An 18,696-nucleotide genomic window follows, 5' to 3' on the forward strand; every position below is an offset into this window, starting at 1 on the left:
GTCTCCCAACCCCGTTACGGCTGCTGGTGCGTTCAAGGGTCCACGATCCCACTGGAGTCCGGTCATGGTCTTCGCCCGTTGCTGCATTGTGTTGTTGCTGGCCCTTGCGGCCTGGCCCGCTGGCGCGCAGTCGCCGCCGATCTCCCGGCCGCAGGCCGCCACGCCGCTGCTGATCGCACCGGCGGCTGAGCAGGCGGTCCAACTGCGACACGCCCGCATCGAGGGCGGGGTCCAGGCGGGCATCGCCCAGACCCGGATCATCCTGGAATTCCACAACCCGAACCGGCGCGTGCTGGAGGGTGAGCTGCAGTTCCCCCTGGCCGATGGCCAGCAGATCAGCGGCTTCGCGCTGGATATCAACGGCGAGATGCGTGACGCGGTGCCGGTGCCGAAGGACCGCGGCCGCCAGGTGTTCGAGGAGATTGCCCGCCGCGGCGTTGACCCGGGCCTGCTGGAACAGACCGCCGGCAATCAGTTCCGGCTGCGCATCTACCCGCTGCCGGCCGGTGGTAGCCGGCGCGTGCAGCTGGTGATCCGCGAGCCATTGGCCTTCGCCGGCCAAGGCTGGCAGTGGACGCTGCCGCTGCAGTTTGCCGCCGGTGCAGCCTCGGTTGAACTGAAACTGCAGGCACCTGGCACGACCACCGCAGGTACGGCGCCATTCCGCATCAGCGCGGGCCAGCTGCAGTGGCAGGGCAAGGGGGCGCAGCTGCCGAAGCAGCTGCAGTGGGATCTGCCGGCGACCCGCCAGGCACAGGTGCAGGTGGCGCCCTGGCAGGATGGCCACTATCTGCTGGCGCAGCTGCCGGTGGCGGCCAGCAGCACGCCGCGCAAACTGCCGAGCGAAATCGGCCTGCTGTGGGATGGCTCCGGTTCGGCGGGCCAGCGCGATCACATACGTGAGTTCGCCCTGCTGGATCGCTATTTCGCTGCGCTGCGCGACGGCACCGTGGCCTTGACCGTGCTGCGCGATCGCGCCGAGCCGGTGCGTCGCTTCCGCATCCGCGCCGGCAACTGGAGTGAACTGCGCGCAGCCCTGCAGGCCGTGCGCCCGGACGGTGCCAGCGCGCTGGCACAGTGGCAGCCGCAGCCGGGCGTGAAGGAATACCTGCTGGTCAGCGATGGCCTGCTGACCTATGGCCCGGAACAGCTACCGGCGATGGCACCCGATCAGCGCCTGTTTGCGGTCAGCAGTGCCGGTGCGCGCACCGATGCCGTGCGACTGCGTGGTTGGAGTGAGGCGCATGGTGGTCGCTTCATCGCGCTGGGCAAGGATGTCGATGCGGCGGCGCACGCGTTGCTGGCATCGCCGCTGGATGTGCAGGTCGATGCGGGACGCGGCGTGCAGGATGTAGTGATCGATCGCCGCAGTGAAACCGACGGCTGGCTGTGGCTGCACGCACGACTGGCAGCCGACGGTGTGCCGATGCGGGTGCGCGTGGGCGACGGCGAGTGGGAAGCGCTGCCAGCGACGCAGAAGAGCAAGGACGGTGAACTGCTGGCCGGTTTGTGGGCGCAGGCGCGCATGCAGCAACTGGCCGTCGACCGCCGTGGCAACCGCGAGGCGATGCAGCGGCTGTCGCAGCAGTTTGGCCTAATCGGCCCGGACACCTCGCTGATCGTGCTGGAGACGCTGGAGGACTACCTGCGCTATGCGATCCGCCCTTCGGGCACGCTGCGCGCGGACTACGATGCGCGGTTCGCACGGCAGGTGACAGACCGCGCCGCTGCTGATCGCGAGCGTCTGGACCAGGTGGCTGCGCGCTGGAAGGAGCGCCAGCAGTGGTGGAGCCGCAGCTGGCCGAAGGGTGCGCCGCCGCGGGCCAAGGAAGCAGCGCTGGACGTTGCTTCGGCCGACTATCCTGCCGAGTCAGCGCCGATGGCGATGCTCGTCGCACCGGCGCCCGCGGCACCGCCCGCCCCTGCACCGATGGCCGCGGCGGCAGAACAGCGCATGCAGGCCAGCAGCGCACGCGCGCGTCGTCCGGCGCCCGCGTCGGAGAATGCACTGGATGCGATTGTGGTCACCGGCGGCACGGTCGATGCCGCTGCGGCCGCCAACGATGGCCAGCTCGGCATCCAGCTGGCGGCCTGGCAGCCGGACTCGGCCATCGCCCGGCGCCTGCGCCAGGGCCCGCCGTCGCAGCTCTATGACCGCTATCTGGCCGAGCGCGATGCCCACGCCGACAGCAGCGCGTTCTTCCTCGATGTGGCCGACCTGCTGCTGGAGCAGGGCCAGCGTGAGCTGGCACTGCGGGTGCTGTCGTACCTGGCCGAAATGGATCTGGACAACCGCCACCTGCTGCGCGTGCTCGGTTACCGACTGATGCAGGCCGATGCTCCCGCACTGGCGGTGCCGGTGTTCGAGCAGGTGCTGGCGATGGGTCAGGAAGAACCGCAGAGCTTCCGCGACCTGGGCCTGGCGCTGGCAGCGGCCGGCAAGCCACAGCAGGCACTGGCGCCGCTGTACCAGGTGGTGGTGCGGCCGTGGGACAGCCGCTTCGATGGCATCGCCCTGATCGCGCTGGATGAGCTGGCCAACCTGGTGGCCGGCAGCACGCCCCGGCTGGATACCACCGGCATCGACCCGCGCCTGTTGCAGGCGATGCCGCTGGACCTGCGCGTGGTGCTGTCGTGGGACGCCGACAACAGCGACATGGACCTGTGGGTGACCGACCCGAACGGCGAGCGCGCCTACTACGGCAACCGGATGACCTACCAGGGCGGGCAGATGTCGCAGGACTTCACCGGCGGCTATGGCCCCGAGCAGTTCTCGCTGCGCAACGCCAAGCCGGGCAAGTACAAGGTGGAGGCGAACTACTTTGGCAGCCGCCAACAGCTGGTGACCGGTGCGACAACCCTGATGCTGCGGCTGACCACCCACTGGGGCACGCCGAAGCAGAAGGATCAGATGGTGACGATGCGGCTGAAGGACCGTGCTGAGACCGTGCTGGTGGGTGAGTTCGAGGTGAAGTAGTCAACTGCCCCAAGTGGCCGTCCGAGGGTGGGCCAAGGAAGACCCTCGTCGACGCCGCTCTGGGCAAGGAGGTCCTGTGTGGGGTCGGCCGCGGCCCGGCCGGCTCCCCGCGCCAAGGCGGGCATCGCCTGCCTGAATGCAGCGCCGACGTATCACGCTCGAGCCTCCCCAGCGCAGGCCCAGGCCCTCATTCCGGGCGCCCACGGCCTGCGGTATCATTACCAGTCATCTTTTGAATGCATAATCGCCGACATGATCGAACTGAATCCTGTCCGCCAGCGCATCACCGATCTGACCGATCGCGTGCTGTCGCTTCGGGGGTATCTTTGACTACGACGCCAAGAAAGAGCGTCTTGAAGAAGTAACGCGGGAGCTGGAAAGCCCCGATGTTTGGAACAACGCCGAGTACGCCCAGAACCTGGGCCGCGAGCGTTCCAGCCTGGAAAAGACCGTGGGCGGCATCGCCTCGGTGCTCGATGGCCTGAACGACGCCACTGAACTGCTGGAGCTGGCCGAGTCTGAGCAGGACGAGGAGACCGCACTGGCGGTGGTCGCCGACCTCGACAAGCACCAGGCGCACGTGGAGAAGCTGGAGTTCCAGCGCATGTTCTCCGGCGAGATGGACAATGCGGCCGCGTTCGTCGACATCCAGGCCGGTGCCGGTGGCACCGAAGCCCAGGACTGGGCCGAGATCCTGCTGCGCATGTACCTGCGCTGGTGCGAGTCGCGCGGCTGGAAGACCGAGCTGATGGAAGTCTCCGGTGGCGACGTCGCCGGCATCAAGTCGGCCACGCTGCGCGTGGAAGGCGACTATGCCTACGGCTGGCTGAAGACCGAGACCGGCGTCCACCGCCTGGTGCGCAAGTCGCCGTTCGACTCGGACAACCGCCGCCACACCAGCTTCACCTCGGTGTTCGTGTCGCCGGAAATCGATGACAACATCGACATCACCATCAACCCGGCCGACCTGCGTACCGACGTGTACCGTTCGTCCGGTGCCGGTGGTCAGCACGTCAACAAGACCGAGTCGGCGGTGCGTATCACCCACATCCCGACCAACATCGTTGTGGCCTGCCAGACCGGCCGCAGCCAGCACCAGAACCGCGACAACGCGATGAAGATGCTGGCCGCCAAGCTGTATGAACTGGAGATCCAGAAGCGCAACGCCGAGAAGGACGCGGTGGAAGCCACCAAGTCCGACATCGGCTGGGGCAGCCAGATCCGCAACTACGTGCTGGACCAGAGCCGTATCAAGGACCTGCGTACCGGCATCGAGCGTTCGGATACGCAGAAGGTGCTGGACGGCGACCTGGACGAGTTCGTCGAGGCCAGCCTGAAGGCCGGTTTGGCCGTGGGCTCCAAGCGCGCCGATGCCTGATCGACGCGCCTGCGCGGATTTCCTCACCCTCGTGCGCAACGCCGAGGGTGGCTGATCACGCTTCCGGTAGAGCCGAGCCCATGCTCGGCTGCTGTTGGCGCAGTAGCAGACGCGTCGAGCATGGCTCAACGCTACAAAGGGTAGGACGGGCCGATGATGCGCAGCGAAAGTGAACGCAAGGAACTCGGCGGCTTCCTCAAGGCCTGCCGCGCCCGTGTCGACCCCGCCACGCTCGGCCTCCCGGCCGGGCGCCGTCGCACCCCGGGCCTGAAGCGCGAGGAAGTGGCGCTGGCGATCGGGGTCAGCGTCAGCTGGTACACCTGGATCGAGCAGGGCCGTGAAGTGCGCGCCTCGCCCGAAGTGCTTGAGCGCCTGGCGCAGGTGCTGCGCATGAGCGACGACGAGCGCGCCTACGCGTTCGCGCTGTCCGGCTACGGCGTGCCGCTGGAATCACCGGACGAGAGCGTGACCGATGGCCTGCGCCAGCTGGTGGAGGCGATGCAGCCGATCCCGGCCTACGTACGCAATACCCGCTTCGACATCCTGGCCTGGAACCCGGCCATCGCCGATCTTTTCGTGGACTACAGCCAGCTGGCGCCGTATGAGCGCAACACGCTGCGGCTGATGTTCCTGTACCCGCCGTATCGCACGCTGATCCTCAACTGGGAAGAAATGACCCGCGGGCTGCTGGCGGGCTTCCGCGCGGCGATGGCGCAGGCCCCGGACAAGGCCCCGTTCCTGGCGCTGGTGGAAGACATCGCCGCGCACAGCGAAGAGTTTCGCCAATGGTGGCCGGAGCACGACGTGCGTCGGTTCGATGAAGGTGCGAAGAAGCTCAACCATCCCACGCGGGGGTTGCTGGACCTGCAGTACGTGGCGCTGGTGCCGGAGAGCCGGCACGACCTTTCCCTGGTGACCTACCTGCCGCGAGGGTAGGGGTTTACGGCAGGGCTTGCAGCCCTGCACCTGCTCAACGCAACGGCCAGAGCCAGAGCTGGATTCCGTGGTTTGGCGGGGCGGTGTCGGGGTGCGGGGACGCCACAAGTACGTCCGTGTAGGCTTGGCAGCCGCATCCATGCGGCTGACACCCCGCACTCCGACACCGCCCCGCCTTCGACAGGTTCACGCGGCTGTTGGCAACTGCGGCTTTGTTCCGCGCGGCTGTTGGTAGGTGTCGACCTTGGTCGACACGATTTTTCTCTCAGATATCGAATGAGTCATCCACGCATGGCGTGGATCTACTGTGTCGACCAAGGTCGACACCCACCAACAGCAACGCAGAGCGCCGTCCCGACAGATCGCAGAACTCTGTCGAAGGTGGGGTGGGTCCGGTTGCGGGGGCGTGAGCCGCATGGGCCCGAGGCATGCCTCGGGCGGGTTGGGCAGGATGCCCAACCCCGGTCTTGCCGTGTGCGCAGGACAGCGCACACGAGCAAGCGGCGACCGAGCTTACATGGGTAAGGGCGCTTTGCTTGCGAAGCACTGCTTCGCAAGCGCCCGAACGCACAGCCGCCAGCGGCTGGGCCGGGCCCCGGAGGGGTACTTGCAGCGTCCCCCTCAACCGGACCCACCCCGCCAACCCACGGAATGCCAGCTTCTGCCGTTGCCGTTGCCGTTGCCTCGGCTTGGCTTGAAGCCTCTGCGGGTGCAGGGCGCAGCCCTGCCGATAACCCCATTCACACAGGTAAGTGCAGGTCACAGGATAAGCAGACGCCTTGTTGCCTCCGCCAATCGGGTCCACATTCCTGTGCAGAAGACGGGCCGCTGCCCGTTGCCGAGACAACAGGAGCCCTGCATGTCCGCTGCCCCCACCACCGCCATTTCCCGCGATCCGGCCACCGGCCAGCAGATCGCCAGCCATCCCTTCGCCACCGATGCCGAGCTGGAAACAATCCTCGATCGCGGCCAGGTCGGCTTTGCGGCCTGGAGCGTCAAGAGCCTCGAACAGCGCGCAGACGTACTGCGTGCGATGGCCGCCGTACTGCGGCGTGACCGTGAGAAGCTGGCCGCACTGGCCACTGCCGAGATGGGCAAGGTACAGGCCGAATCGCTGGCCGAGATCGAGAAGTGTGCCGTGCTGTGCGACTGGTATGCCGACCACGGCGCGCAGTTCCTGCGCGACGAACCGACCCAGGTGCCCGACGACAAGGCCTACGTGTCCTACCTGCCGCTGGGCGTGGTGCTGGGCATCATGCCGTGGAACTTCCCGTACTGGCAGGTGATGCGTGCGGCGGTGCCGATCCTGATGGGCGGCAACGGCTTCCTGCTGAAGCCGGCCGAGAACATCGTCGGTACCGCGCAGCTGCTCGACGCGGCCTGGCGCGATGCCGGGCTGCCGGAAGGCACCTTCATCGCCGCCAACATCAGCCGCGAGGGCACCAGCCGCGCGATCGCCGATGATCGCATCGCCGCAGTGACCCTGACCGGCAGCGTGGCCGCAGGCCGCAGCATCGCCGCCCAGGCCGGGCAGGCGCTGAAGAAGGTGGTGCTGGAGCTGGGGGGCTCGGATCCGTTCATCGTGCTGGCCGACGCCGATCTGGACGCCGCCGTTGATGCGGCGGTAGCCTCGCGCTTCCAGAACACCGGGCAGGTCTGCATCGCCGGAAAGCGCATCATCGTCGAAGACGCGGTCTACGATCGTTTCGTGGCGCAGTTCTGCCAGAAGGTGCAGGCACTGACCATCGGCGATGGCCGCGACCCGGCCAACCGCATCGGGCCGATGGCACGCCAGGACCTGCTGGAACAGTTGGACGTGCAGGTGCGCGCCTCGGTGGACGCAGGCGCGGAGCTGCTCGTCGGTGGCCATCAGCTCGATCGCCCGGGCGCGTTCTATGCGCCCACCGTGTTGGCGGACGTGGAACCGGGCATGCAGGCCTTTGATACCGAGACCTTCGGGCCGGTGGCCTCGATCAGCCGCGCCCGCGATGCCGACCATGCAGTGGAACTGGCCAACCAGAGCGAGTTCGGCCTGAGCGGCAACCTGTGGACCGGCGACCGCGCGCGGGCCATGCAGCTGGCGCGCCGGCTGCAGACCGGCGGCGTGTTCGTCAACGGCTTCTCCGCTTCAGACCCGCGCGTGCCGATCGGCGGCGTGAAAAAGAGTGGCTTCGGTCGTGAGCTCTCGCACTTCGGCATCCGCGAATTCGTCAACGCGCAGACGGTGTGGTTCGACAAGCGTTGACGCGCAGCTTCCCTCCTTCCTGCAACGATCCACCATCAGTCCAGCGAAAAGGACGGCATTCCAATGTCCAAGGGTTCAGATCTGCTTGTCGCCGCACTTGAGAACGAAGGCGTCGAGCGCATTTTCGGTATTCCCGGCGAGGAAAACCTCGACGTGGTCGAGTCGCTTCGTCATTCCAGCATCGAGCTGGTCATCACCCGTCACGAGCAGGCAGCGGTGTTCATGGCCGCCACCTATGGCCGCCTGACCGGCAAGCCCGGCGTGTGCCTGGCCACGCTCGGTCCGGGCGCGCTCAACTTCACCACCGGCGCCGCCTATGCGCTGCTCGGTGCGTGGCCGGTGATCATGATCACTGGCCAGAAGGGCATCGTCGCCAGCAAGCAGGCGCGCTTCCAGATCGTCGACATCGTCGGCACGATGAAGCCGCTGACCAAGCAGGCACGGCAGATCGTCTCGGCGCGCACGATCCCGACCATCGTCCGCGAGGCGTTCCGTGTCGCTCAGGAGGAGCGCCCGGGCCCGGTGCTGCTGGAGCTGCCCGAAGACATCGCGGCCGATGAGGTCGAGGGCGTGGCGCTGATTCCGCCGCATGCGGTGGACCGTCCCATTGCCAGCCCGGAGGCGCTGGATCGGGCGGCTGAGATCATCCGCAATGCCAAGCGGCCGTTGTTGATGATCGCATCGGCGGCGTCGCGACCGCAGTCCAGTGAAGCGCTGTCGGCCTTTGTGTTGCGCGCCGGCATCCCGTTCTTCACCACGCAGATGGGCAAGGGCGCGGTGGCCGGAGGTTCGGGCCTGTACATGGGCACCGCCGCGCTGACCGAGCGTGACTACGTGCACATGGCGATCGACCAGGCTGACGTGATCGTGACCATCGGCCACGAGGTGACCGAAAAGCCGCCGTTCGTGATGCGCCCGGGTGGCCCGACCGTGATCCATATCGGCTACTCGCAGGCGGCGGTGGAACAGGTGTACTTCCCGCAGGTGGAGGTGATCGGCGACATCGGCCGTTCGCTCACCCAACTGGCCGACCGCATCGAAGGCGCGGTGCCGAACGCCGATGCTTTGCTGCCGCTGCGCGCGACCATCCTCGAGCATCTGGCCGACCGCGCCGAAGAGGCCGGGTTCACACCGCAGCGGCTGGTGCACGACGTGCGCCAGGTGATGCCGCCGGACGGCATCGTGGCGCTGGACAACGGCATGTACAAGATCTGGTTCGCCCGCAACTACCGTACCCAGGTCGCCAACACATTGCTGCTGGACAACGCGCTGGCGACCATGGGCGCGGGCCTGCCATCGGCGATCATGGCCTCGATCCTGTATCCACAGCGGCGGGTGCTGGCGGTGTGTGGTGATGGTGGTTTCATGATGAACAGCCAGGAGCTGGAGACAGCGCGCCGGCTGGGGCTCAACCTGGTGGTGCTGATCCTCAATGACGGCGCCTACGGCATGATCCGCTGGAAGCAGGCGGTGGATGGCTTCACCGACTACGGCATGACCTTCAGCAACCCCGACTTCGTGAAGTACGCCGAGGCCTATGGCTGCAAGGGGCATGAGGTGACCGCCATCGAGCAGTTCATCCCGACCCTGCAGGCGGCCTTCAACGAGGGCGGGGTGCACCTGGTGTCGGTACCGATCGATTACTCGGAGAACCAGCGGGTGCTGGTGGACGAGCTGCGGCAGGCGTTCCCCGGGAACGCGTAGGCGCCGATCCGCTGATGGGGTCAGATCCGTTTGCTGCGCAAAGGGATCTGACCCCTCTCCAGGCCTGGGCAGGGCGGTTTTGGTATGCTGTGGAGCCGGCCGCGCCGGGCGCAAGATCCCCCTCACTACACGATTCCCGCAGATCCATGAGCGAAGCTACCGATACCCCCCCCGTCGACGAGAACAAGTTGATCGCCGAGCGCCGTGAGAAACTCAAAGCGCTGCGTGGGCAGGGCATCGCGTACCCGAACGATTTCCGTCGTGAGGACTTCGCCGGCCGCCTGCAGGACGAATTCGCCGATGCCGAACAGTGGACCGCCGAGGCGCTGGAAGGCAACGGCCGCCAGGTGAAGATGGCCGGCCGCCTGATGGCCAAGCGCATCATGGGCAAGGCGAGCTTCGCGCAGATCCAGGACGAGTCCGGCCGCATCCAGCTGTTCCTGCAGGGGGCCGTGCTGGGCGATGCCTACACCGCGTTCAAGGGCTGGGACGTGGGCGACATCATCGCCGTAGAAGGTGGCCTGACCCGCACCAAGACCGGCGAGCTGTCGGTCAAGGCCGAGTCGATCCGCCTGCTGACCAAGTCGCTGCGTCCGTTGCCGGACAAGTGGCATGGCCTGGCCGACGTCGAGCAGCGTTACCGCCAGCGTTACGTCGACCTGATCGTCACCCCGGAGTCGCGCGCGGTCTTCATCAAGCGCTCGAAGATCATCCGCGCCATGCGTGCGTGGCTGGACAACCGCGACTTCCTGGAAGTCGAGACGCCGATGATGCATTACATCCCCGGCGGCGCGGCGGCCAAGCCGTTCACCACCCACCACAACGCGCTGGACCTGGACCTGTACCTGCGCGTGGCGCCGGAGCTGTACCTCAAGCGCCTGACGGTGGGCGGCCTGGAGCGCGTGTACGAGATCAACCGCAACTTCCGCAACGAAGGCGTCAGCACCCGCCACAATCCAGAATTCACCATGATGGAGCTGTACGAGGCCTATGCCACGTACAACGAGATCATGGACCTGACCGAAGGCGTGATCCGTGACGTGGCCAGGACAGTCAACGGCAGCACCGAGGTCGAGTGGGACGGGGCGAAGATCGACCTGGGCCCGGCGTTCCGCCGCTGGCGCATGGACGAAGCCGTGCGCCACCACAACCCGGAAATCTCGGTTGCCGACTGCACCGACCGTGACGCGCTACTGCGCCATTGCGAGCGCTTGAACATCCGCGTCAAGCCGTCCTACGGCTGGGGCAAGCTGCTGCTTGAGATCTTCGAGGCCACCGTCGAGCACACCCTGATCCAGCCGACCTTCATCACCGACCATCCGGTGGAAGTCTCGCCGCTGGCCCGTGCCAACGACAATGATCCGGGCTACACCGACCGCTTCGAGCTGTTCGTCAACGGCAAGGAGCTGGCCAATGGCTTCTCCGAGTTGAACGACCCGGAAGACCAGGCCCAGCGCTTCCAGGCCCAGGTGGCCGCGAAGGAAGGTGGCGACGACGAGGCCATGCACTACGACGCCGACTACATCCGTGCGCTGGAGTACGGCATGGCCCCGACCGGCGGCCTGGGTATCGGCGTCGATCGTCTGGTGATGCTGCTGACCGGCAGCAGCTCGATCCGCGATGTGCTGCTGTTCCCGTACATGCGTCCGGAGCAGTAAGTCACCTTTTTGACTCCCGATTGTGCGCGCCGTCCCGAAACGAGACGGCGCGATTGACGCGTCCCGCACTCGGCGTATCGTAATTGCACTACCTTGACGCCTGCTATGGCTTGATCGGCGTTAGGGGAGGGCACGGTGTGGGGAGTCCGCTTCACATTGTGATGACGATCATGAATCGGGATGCACGACACGGGAGTCAGGCCGATGCAGGGTGCGAGCGTTCGCAGCGGCAGAGTATCCTCGCCTGCTGATGATCCAGCGTGGTCGAAAAACCAGGCAGAGTACGCGTTGAACATCGTCATCGTTGATGACCAGACTTCCGCCCGGACGATGCTGCGTCACGTCATCGAAGACATCGCGCCGGAACTGAGCGTGTATGACTTCGGCGATCCGCTGACCGCATTGGCCTGGTGCGAAGCCCATCCGGTCGACCTGCTGCTGCTCGATTACCGCATGCCGGAGATGGACGGGCTGGAATTCGCCCGTCGTTTCCGTCGACTGCCCAAGCACCGCGACATTCCGGTGATCCTGATCACCGTGGTCGGTGACGAGCCGATCCGGCAGGCGGCACTGGAAGCAGGGGTCATCGACTTCCTGGTCAAGCCGATCCGCCCGCGCGAACTGCGTGCGCGCTGCTACAACCTGCTGCAGCTGCGCCAGCAGACCGAGAACGTGAAGCAACGGGCGCTGTCGCTGGAGCAGCGCCTGCTGGCCAGCATGCATGAGGTCGAAGAGCGGGAGCGCGAAACGCTGTCACGACTGGCGCGCGCGATCGAATTCCGTGATGCCGGCACCAGCGCCTACCTGGAGCGCATGGCACGCGTGGCCGGCCTGATTGCCGAACAGCTCGGGCTGCCCGAGGAGGAGGTGCGCCTGATCGAAATGGCTGCGCCGCTGCATGACATGGGCAAGATCGCCATTCCCGATGCGGTGCTGCTCAAGCAGGGCAAGCTCAACGAGGAGGAGCTGGCGATCATGCGCCGGCACCCGCGGATTGGCCATGAACTGCTGAGCGGCAGCCAGAATCGTTTCATCCAGGTTGGCGCGTTGATCGCACTGCGCCATCATGAGCGTTACGACGGCAGCGGCTATCCTGATGGGCTGGTCGGCGATGCGATTCCGCTGGAAGCGCGCATCGTGGCTGTCGCCGATGTCTTCGACGCCCTGATTTCGCCCCGTCCGTACAAGGAAGCATGGACCATGGAAGCCACCCTGGCTTATCTCTACGCCCAGCGTGGCCGGCTGTTCGATCCCCGATGCGTGGACGCGCTGCTGCGCGGCCGCGAACAGCTGGACCAGATCTGCGCCGAGCATTCGATGGCGTCCGCGCGCCCGGGGCTGGGCGCGTGAAACGGCTGTTGTCGCAGCTGCGGCTGCGCCTGTCCCAGCGCCAGGACAGCGAACACGGCCAGCAGATCGTCCGTATTGTCCTGATCAGCCTGATCCTGGCCTACGTGCTGTTGCCGGCGCCGCGCCACGACCTGCCGCACACGCAGTACGTGGGCGTGCTGGCGATCGTATTGACCGGCCTGAGCCTGTCGCTGCTGTTGTTCGGCTGGCTGCTGTGGCGGCCGGCGCGTTCCGATCCCCGCCGCGTGCTGGGCATGCTCGCCGACTATGGCCTGATCGCTGCCGGCATGGTGCAGATGGGCGAGCCCCTGGCCTGGGTCTACATCGTGGTGATGTGGGTGACGGTCGGCAACGGCATGCGCTTCGGCAACCACTACCTGTACGTGGCGGTGGCGATGGCGATGGTGAGCTTCGGTTGCACGGTGCTGCTGACGCCTTACTGGCAACAGAATTTCCGTCTGGCCATCGGCCTCTGGCTCGGCCTGGCGGCGGTGCCGCTGTACTTCTCGACGCTGCTGCGGCAGCTGACCGAAGCAATGGCCGAGGCGCGCCGTGCCAGCGAGGCCAAGAGCCGTTTCCTGGCCAACATGAGCCACGAGTTCCGCACGCCGTTGAACGGCCTCAACGGCATGACCGAAGTGCTGGCGACCACGCGCCTGGACGATGAGCAGCGCGAGTGCCTCAACACCATCCAGGCGTCTTCGCGCAGCCTGCTGGCGCTGGTGGAGGAAGTGCTGGACATCTCGGCCATCGAGGCCGGCAAGCTGCGCGTGGTGGCCGAAGACTTCGCCGTGGCCGACGTGATCCAGGCGATCGGGCTGATCCTGTTGCCGCAGGCCAAGGCCAAGCGCCTGGATTACCGGGTGAAGGTCGCCGATGGTGTGCCGCCACGCGTGCGCGGAGACGTCGGGCACCTGCGGCAGATCCTGCTGAACCTGGCCGGCAACGCGGTCAAGTTCACCGATCACGGCCGGGTCGAAATCCGTGTCAGCGTGGTGCAGGCCGATACCAGTGGCGCGGTGCGGCTGCGCTTCGACATCCTCGACACCGGCATCGGCGTGGCCCCGGCCATGCGTGCGCGGCTGTTCGATGCCTTCGAGCAGGCTGACGTCAGCATGGCGCGTCGCCACGAGGGCACCGGGCTGGGCACAACCATCGCCAAGGGCCTGGTCGAGGCGATGGACGGTGACATCGGCTATCTGGAAAACCCGCCGCGCGGCAGCCACTTCTGGGTCGAGCTGCCGTTCGCGCCGCCGCAGCCGCAGGTGCCGGGTGCGGTGCCGAGCCTGACCGGCGACGACGACGTGGGGCCGGGCGGCAACGTGATCGCATTTGCCGACCCGTTCCTGCGCCATCGCGCCCGCGTGCGGAGCATGCAGATCCTGGTGGCCGACGACCACGAGGCCAACCGCATGGTCCTGCAGCGCCTGCTGCAGAAGGCCGGGCATCGCGTGCTGTGCGTGGATGGCGGTGAGGCGGTGCTGGATGCGCTGGCCGACAGTGAATTCGACGCGGTCATTGTCGACTTGCACATGCCGGGCATGAGCGGGCTGGACATGCTGAAGGAGTTGCGGGTGATGCAGGCCGGCGGCGGACCGCGCACGCCGGTGCTGGTGCTCAGCGCCGATGTCACGCCCGAGGCGATCCAGCGCTGTACCCAGGCTGGGGCGCATGCGTTCCTGGCCAAGCCCGTGGTGGCGGTGCGCCTGCTCGATACCCTGGCCGAGATCGCCAGCAACGCCCAGCTGAAGACCATGGCCGCACCGGTGGTGCGACCGATGGCGCTGCAGGATGGGGTGCTCGACAGCAGCGTGCTGGACGAGCTGGCCTCGCTGGGCATGGGCGAGGGCTTCGAACGTGAGTTCATCCGCCAATGCCTGGAGGACGTGGCGGGCTGCATGGGCAAGGCCGAGCAGGCCGGTGAGGCCACGCAGTGGGATGTGTTCCGCGAACAATCCCACGCGATCAAGGGCGTGGCCAGCAACCTCGGCCTGATGCGCGCGTCCAACCGTGCCGGCGAGCTGATGCGGATGGCCGACTGGCAGCTGAAGACCGAATGGCGCCAGCGCCTGGGCATCCTGCAGGAAGCGATCAAGGAAGGCCGGCGTGCACTGGAGGCACGGGCCGAACGCCGGCTGCGCGGCGCTGCCGACGATGGCGAGGCGCGTTGAACCACGGCAGGGTGCATAAAAAAAGCCCGGTGGCCAACCGGGCTTGAACCCATCCTGGGGGAGGGATGAATCAGGCCGCGTCGAGGCTGGCGCGACGGGTCTGGGCCTTGATCAGGCGGTCCATGGTACGCAGCGAACGGTCGCCGAGTGCGAGGGCGGAATCGACCCATACCTTGGTGATCTCCAGCAGTTCGTCGTAGCTGACCGGCTGGGCGATGGCGCGTGCGGCGTTCATCGCCAGATAGGACTGCGGTGTACGCTGCTGCTGGCGGATCAGGTCTTCCACCGCCGCCCGGCCTTCGCCCTTCTTCACCAGCACGTCGACCACGCCCATCGCGTGCATCTCCTCGGCGCTGTAGACCCGGCCGTCAAGGATGATCTTCTCGGCCAGGTGGGGGGACACGCGCCGGCACAGGAAGGAGTACGCACCCATGCCCGGGAACAGGCCGAACAGCACCTCCGGCAGGCCCAGTCCGCTGCCTTCCTCGGCGACGATGGTGTGGCAGGCCAGGGCCATTTCCAGGCCGCCGCCAAGGGCGTCACCCTGGATCAGCGCGATCGAACGGACGTCGCCGCCGAACCCGGTGTGCAGGTGGTGCACGCCCTCCACGCAGCGCTGGGCATAGTTCAGCAGGAGGTCGCGGTTGCCTTCGCGGATCAGTCGGGTGAACAGGTCCAGGTCGCCGCCCAGGTTGTAGGCGACGGCATCGGAGGCCAGCACGAAATGCCGCAATGTTCCGCTGTGGCGTTCGGCAGGGCTGCGGGTGATGGCCGCCATGTAGCTCCACATTTCGTCGAGCATGTCCTTGCGGCAGCAGGGGCGGATCCCGGTGGCGGCATCGGCGTGCATGAACAGCCAGTGGGCAGCGCCGTCGGCGCTGTCTTCGGTACGGATGGTGGCGAACGGTGAGCCGCTTGAAGGCAGCTTTTCGATGGTACTCATGGAAGGGTCCTCGGCATGCGGCCCGCAGTGTCAGGTGGGTGGCCGGCGGGCCGAACGGTCCACACACGCGGCGATGCTACACCGCCCCAGGGGCGTCGCATGCGAAAGGGCCCGGGACGTTTCCGCCCCGGGCCCAGCATCGTTCAAATTGCCGCAAACCCTTACTGGGCGGGCGTATCGCGGAGTTCGCGACGGAGGATCTTGCCGACATTGGTCTTCGGCAGCTCCTTTCGGAATTCAACGATTTTGGGGTGCTTGTAGCCGGTGAGGTTGGCGCGATCTCGGTCTCCCTGCGGAACGCTGTGGCTCAACATGAGGGGCCTGGTCTCGCTTCAAGGCTGCAGAATGCGGTCAAATATCTGTGTCATCGGCCCGTAGTCGCAACTAACACCTGCAATGTTCGCAGCTAACCACTCGCCTTCGGTCAAGAGATCCCATCGAATGTAATACCCGCAGCTGAGTGCGAGATGTTCAAACAAAATGCGCTGCACTCGCCCATTGCCCTCGCGGAATGGGTGAATCATGTTGATTTCGCAGTAATGTTCTGCGAGCTTTCGGCAAAACGCGTCCCGGCTCAAATTCGCAAGCCAGCCGTCCCGTTCAAGATTGGCAAATAGCTTTGCTGCTTCTGGTTCAATTCGGGCATTGGTGCAGAAAGGCGTGCCGCCCTTGGATATATCGACAGTTCGGACGCTTCCAGCCCACTCGTATATCTCCCCAAAAAGCGCGAGGTGCAGTTTCTTCAGCGTATCAAGAGTATAAGGAGGAGCAGCGTAATTGACACTTAGATGGGTGAGAGAGGTAATCTCCTGCTCTGCAATTTCAAGTGCGTCCATTGAAGTGATGCCGAGCCTGTTTTTAAGGACAGTCGTTCCGGCAATGCAATAGTGATCATTCGAAGAATCATAGCGGTCCACTCACTGCTCTCGATGCTTCTTCAACAGTGTTGCAAGCGTTGACTTTCCCTTTGGGGCAGCAATGCTTATGCCTTCAAGCTTCGAACTGTAGATGAAATTTCTCGTCTTACTAAAGCGATATCGAACCTTTGGGTCAGCTGCAGCCTCGGAAATCCTATCCACTGCCTGAACGAAATGCTCATTGAAGGATGCGCTCCTTACACAATCATCCTTCACGGAGCCGCGATAGAGAGTTGAGTACAGCTTGCATTTGAAAATGATGTGCGAGGTGGAGCGCCCATTCATTGAGCAGCTTACAGTCGATCTTGAGATCGCTTGGACCCTCAGGATCAGAAAATAAAATGAGGACCAACTCTTTGAGCCGATGCTTACCCCAAGCAGTTCGCTCAGTGCGTCCTTCAATTCTCTAAAATGACCGTAAGCCTTTAGATCAGACTGACTCTCAACAAGCAAAAAATCCACAATGGATGGATCATGCGTTGTTGTCTTGATGATTTTGCTCGACTTTGGCATGGCTCGCGCTAGCGGTCGGAGGGACGGCTCTCCAGAACGTCCAGGTGCACTCTGATTACAACACCTAATTATACCAAGCCTAGTGCAGAGAAGATGAAGCATAGGTCCGGATTGACGATCAACTCTGGACTTCAGATCGATTTTTTGGAACTAGCGGGCCCGGGACGTTTCCGCCCCGGGCCCTGCATCGTTCAAATTGCCGCAAACCCTTACTGGGCGGGCGTATCGCGGAGTTCGCGGCGGAGGATCTTGCCGACATTGGTCTTCGGCAGCTCCTTTCGGAATTCAACGATTTTGGGGTGCTTGTAGCCGGTCAGGTTGGCCCGGGCATGCTCCTTGACCATTTCGGCGGTCAGGTTCGGGTCCTTCTTCACGATGACCACCTTGACCACTTCCCCGGACTTTTCGTCCGGCACGCCGACCGCGGCCACTTCCAGCACGCCCGGCATCATCGCGATCACGTCCTCGACTTCATTCGGGTACACGTTGAAGCCGGACACCAGGATCATGTCCTTCTTGCGGTCGACGATGTAGAAGAAGCCGTGTTCGTCCATCTTCGCCATGTCGCCGGTATGCAACCAGCCGTCGGCATCGATCGCCTTGGCGGTTTCCTCCGGGCGCTGCCAGTAGCCCTTCATCACCTGCGGGCCCTTGATGCAGAGCTCGCCGACCTCGCCCAGCGGCAGGATGGCGCTGTTGTCGTCCTTGATGCAGGCATCGGTGGACGGGATCGGCAAGCCGATCGAGCCGTTGTATTCGGTTAGGGTGAGCGGGTTGATGCAGGCCGCCGGCGAGGTCTCGGTCAGGCCATACGCCTCGACCAGGGTCACCCCGGTAACCTTCTTCCAACGCTCGGCCACGGCGCGTTGCACCGCCATGCCGCCGCCCAGGGTGACCTTCAGCGAGGAAAAGTCGACCGTGTCGAAGCCGGGGGTGTTGAGCAGGCCATTGAACAGCGTGTTGACGCCGGTGATGGCGGTGAAGCGCACCGACTTGAGCTCTTTGACGAAGCCCTTCATGTCACGCGGATTGGTGATCAGGTGGTTGCAGCCACCGAACTTCATGAAGACCAGCCCGTTCGCGGTCAGTGCGAAGATGTGGTACAGCGGCAGGGCGGTGATGATCCACTCCTTGCCCATCTCGATGCCCGACGCACTGATCCAGGCCGAGGCCTGCTGCATGTTGGCGATCAGGTTGCGGTTGGTCAGCATCGCGCCCTTGGCCACGCCGGTGGTGCCGCCGGTGTACTGCAGGAACGCAATGTCGTCGTGGTCGATCTCGACCTGGGGCAGGCTGTGGCGGCTGCCGATCTTCAGCGCCTGGCGGAAGCGCACCGCGCCCTTGAGATGGTAGTTGGGCACCATCTTCTTGATGTACTTCAGCACGAAGTTGACGATCACGCCCTTGGCGCCAAGCAGGTCGCCCAGGCCGGTGGTGATCACGTGCTTGACCGGCGTATCGGCGATGACCTGCTCGACGGTGTCGCCGAAGTTGTCGACCACCACCAGTGCGGTCACGCCGGCATCGATCAGCTGGTGCTTGAGCTCGCGCGCGGTGTACAACGGATTGACATTGACCACGGTCAGGCCGGCGCGCAGCACGCCGAAGGTGGCCACCGGGTACTGCAGGCAGTTGGGCATCATCAGGGCGACGCGGTCACCCTTCTTGAGCTTGAGCTCTCCCAGCAGGTAGGCCGCGAACTGATTGACCAGCGCGTCGGTCTCGCCATAGGTGACGACCTTGCCGAAGCTGGAGTAGGCGGGACGGTCGCGGAATTTCGCGACGGAAGCGTCGAAGACCGAAGCTACCGAATGGAACTCGTTGACGTCGATCTCGGCGGGAACGCCTTTCGGATAGCTCTGCAGCCAGGGACGATCCAGACTCATATTCCCCCTCCAGGAATC

Annotated in this window: 11 protein-coding genes; 8 read left to right on the top strand and 3 right to left on the bottom strand. The window is 65.1% G+C overall.

Annotated elements, in window-relative coordinates:
* The first annotated feature begins 64 nt into the window (after window positions 1-64).
* The 8 genes from ACM0PK_RS16710 (at window position 65) to ACM0PK_RS16745 (ending at window position 14,419) form a co-directional block, all read left to right on the top strand.
* A complete protein-coding gene (locus tag ACM0PK_RS16710) occupies window positions 65-2,977 on the top strand; it encodes a DUF2135 domain-containing protein (RefSeq protein ID WP_414607478.1) in 2,913 nt (970 codons plus the stop codon).
* A 252-nt stretch (window positions 2,978-3,229) separates the two neighbouring features.
* Window positions 3,230-4,355 (top strand): peptide chain release factor 2 gene (gene prfB / locus ACM0PK_RS16715; RefSeq protein WP_111008336.1). Its coding sequence is split into 2 segments (ribosomal slippage): window positions 3,230-3,304 and window positions 3,306-4,355, totalling 1,125 coding nucleotides; the frame shifts between segments, so codons are not numbered across the junction.
* Window positions 4,356-4,508: 153 nt separating this feature from the next.
* On the top strand, window positions 4,509-5,291 hold the full coding sequence (locus ACM0PK_RS16720; RefSeq protein WP_414607477.1) for a helix-turn-helix transcriptional regulator: 783 nt from the start codon (window positions 4,509-4,511) through the stop codon (window positions 5,289-5,291).
* An 859-nt stretch (window positions 5,292-6,150) separates the two neighbouring features.
* Window positions 6,151-7,536 carry an NAD-dependent succinate-semialdehyde dehydrogenase gene (locus ACM0PK_RS16725; RefSeq protein WP_414607476.1) on the top strand — a complete coding sequence of 462 codons (1,386 nt, stop codon included), beginning with the start codon at window positions 6,151-6,153 and terminating at the stop codon, window positions 7,534-7,536.
* 63 nt (window positions 7,537-7,599) lie between these two features.
* Window positions 7,600-9,240: an acetolactate synthase large subunit gene (locus ACM0PK_RS16730; protein WP_111200496.1), complete on the top strand. Its 1,641-nt coding sequence runs from the start codon at window positions 7,600-7,602 to the stop codon at window positions 9,238-9,240.
* Window positions 9,241-9,386: 146 nt separating this feature from the next.
* Complete coding sequence (gene lysS, locus ACM0PK_RS16735) at window positions 9,387-10,898, top strand: lysine--tRNA ligase (protein WP_053499438.1); 1,512 nt, start codon at window positions 9,387-9,389, stop codon at window positions 10,896-10,898.
* Window positions 10,899-11,102: 204 nt separating this feature from the next.
* Window positions 11,103-12,248, top strand: coding sequence for a cyclic di-GMP phosphodiesterase response regulator RpfG (gene rpfG / locus ACM0PK_RS16740; protein ID WP_049435901.1), 1,146 nt, complete (start codon window positions 11,103-11,105; stop codon window positions 12,246-12,248).
* Window positions 12,245-14,419: a response regulator gene (locus ACM0PK_RS16745; RefSeq protein WP_065177622.1), complete on the top strand. Its 2,175-nt coding sequence runs from the start codon at window positions 12,245-12,247 to the stop codon at window positions 14,417-14,419. Before rpfG ends, ACM0PK_RS16745 begins: the two co-directional genes overlap by 4 nt.
* Before the next feature lie 70 nt (window positions 14,420-14,489).
* On the opposite strand, the gene ACM0PK_RS16750 is transcribed toward ACM0PK_RS16745, so the two are convergent.
* The 3 genes from ACM0PK_RS16750 to ACM0PK_RS16760 form a co-directional block, all read right to left on the bottom strand.
* Window positions 14,490-15,362 carry a crotonase/enoyl-CoA hydratase family protein gene (locus tag ACM0PK_RS16750; protein ID WP_072168987.1) on the bottom strand — a complete coding sequence of 291 codons (873 nt, stop codon included), beginning with the start codon at window positions 15,360-15,362 and terminating at the stop codon, window positions 14,490-14,492.
* Window positions 15,363-15,694: 332 nt separating this feature from the next.
* Complete coding sequence (locus tag ACM0PK_RS16755) at window positions 15,695-16,279, bottom strand: Fic/DOC family protein (protein WP_134972174.1); 585 nt, start codon at window positions 16,277-16,279, stop codon at window positions 15,695-15,697.
* A gap of 722 nt (window positions 16,280-17,001) precedes the next feature.
* Window positions 17,002-18,678 (bottom strand): long-chain fatty acid--CoA ligase, encoded by a 1,677-nt coding sequence (locus tag ACM0PK_RS16760; protein WP_134972173.1) that lies wholly within the window; start codon window positions 18,676-18,678, stop codon window positions 17,002-17,004.
* Window positions 18,679-18,696: the final 18 nt, after the last annotated feature.

The sequence above is a fragment of the Stenotrophomonas sp. FR010 genome (assembly GCF_047520755.2).
Taxonomy (GTDB): Bacteria; Pseudomonadota; Gammaproteobacteria; order Xanthomonadales; family Xanthomonadaceae; genus Stenotrophomonas; species Stenotrophomonas sepilia.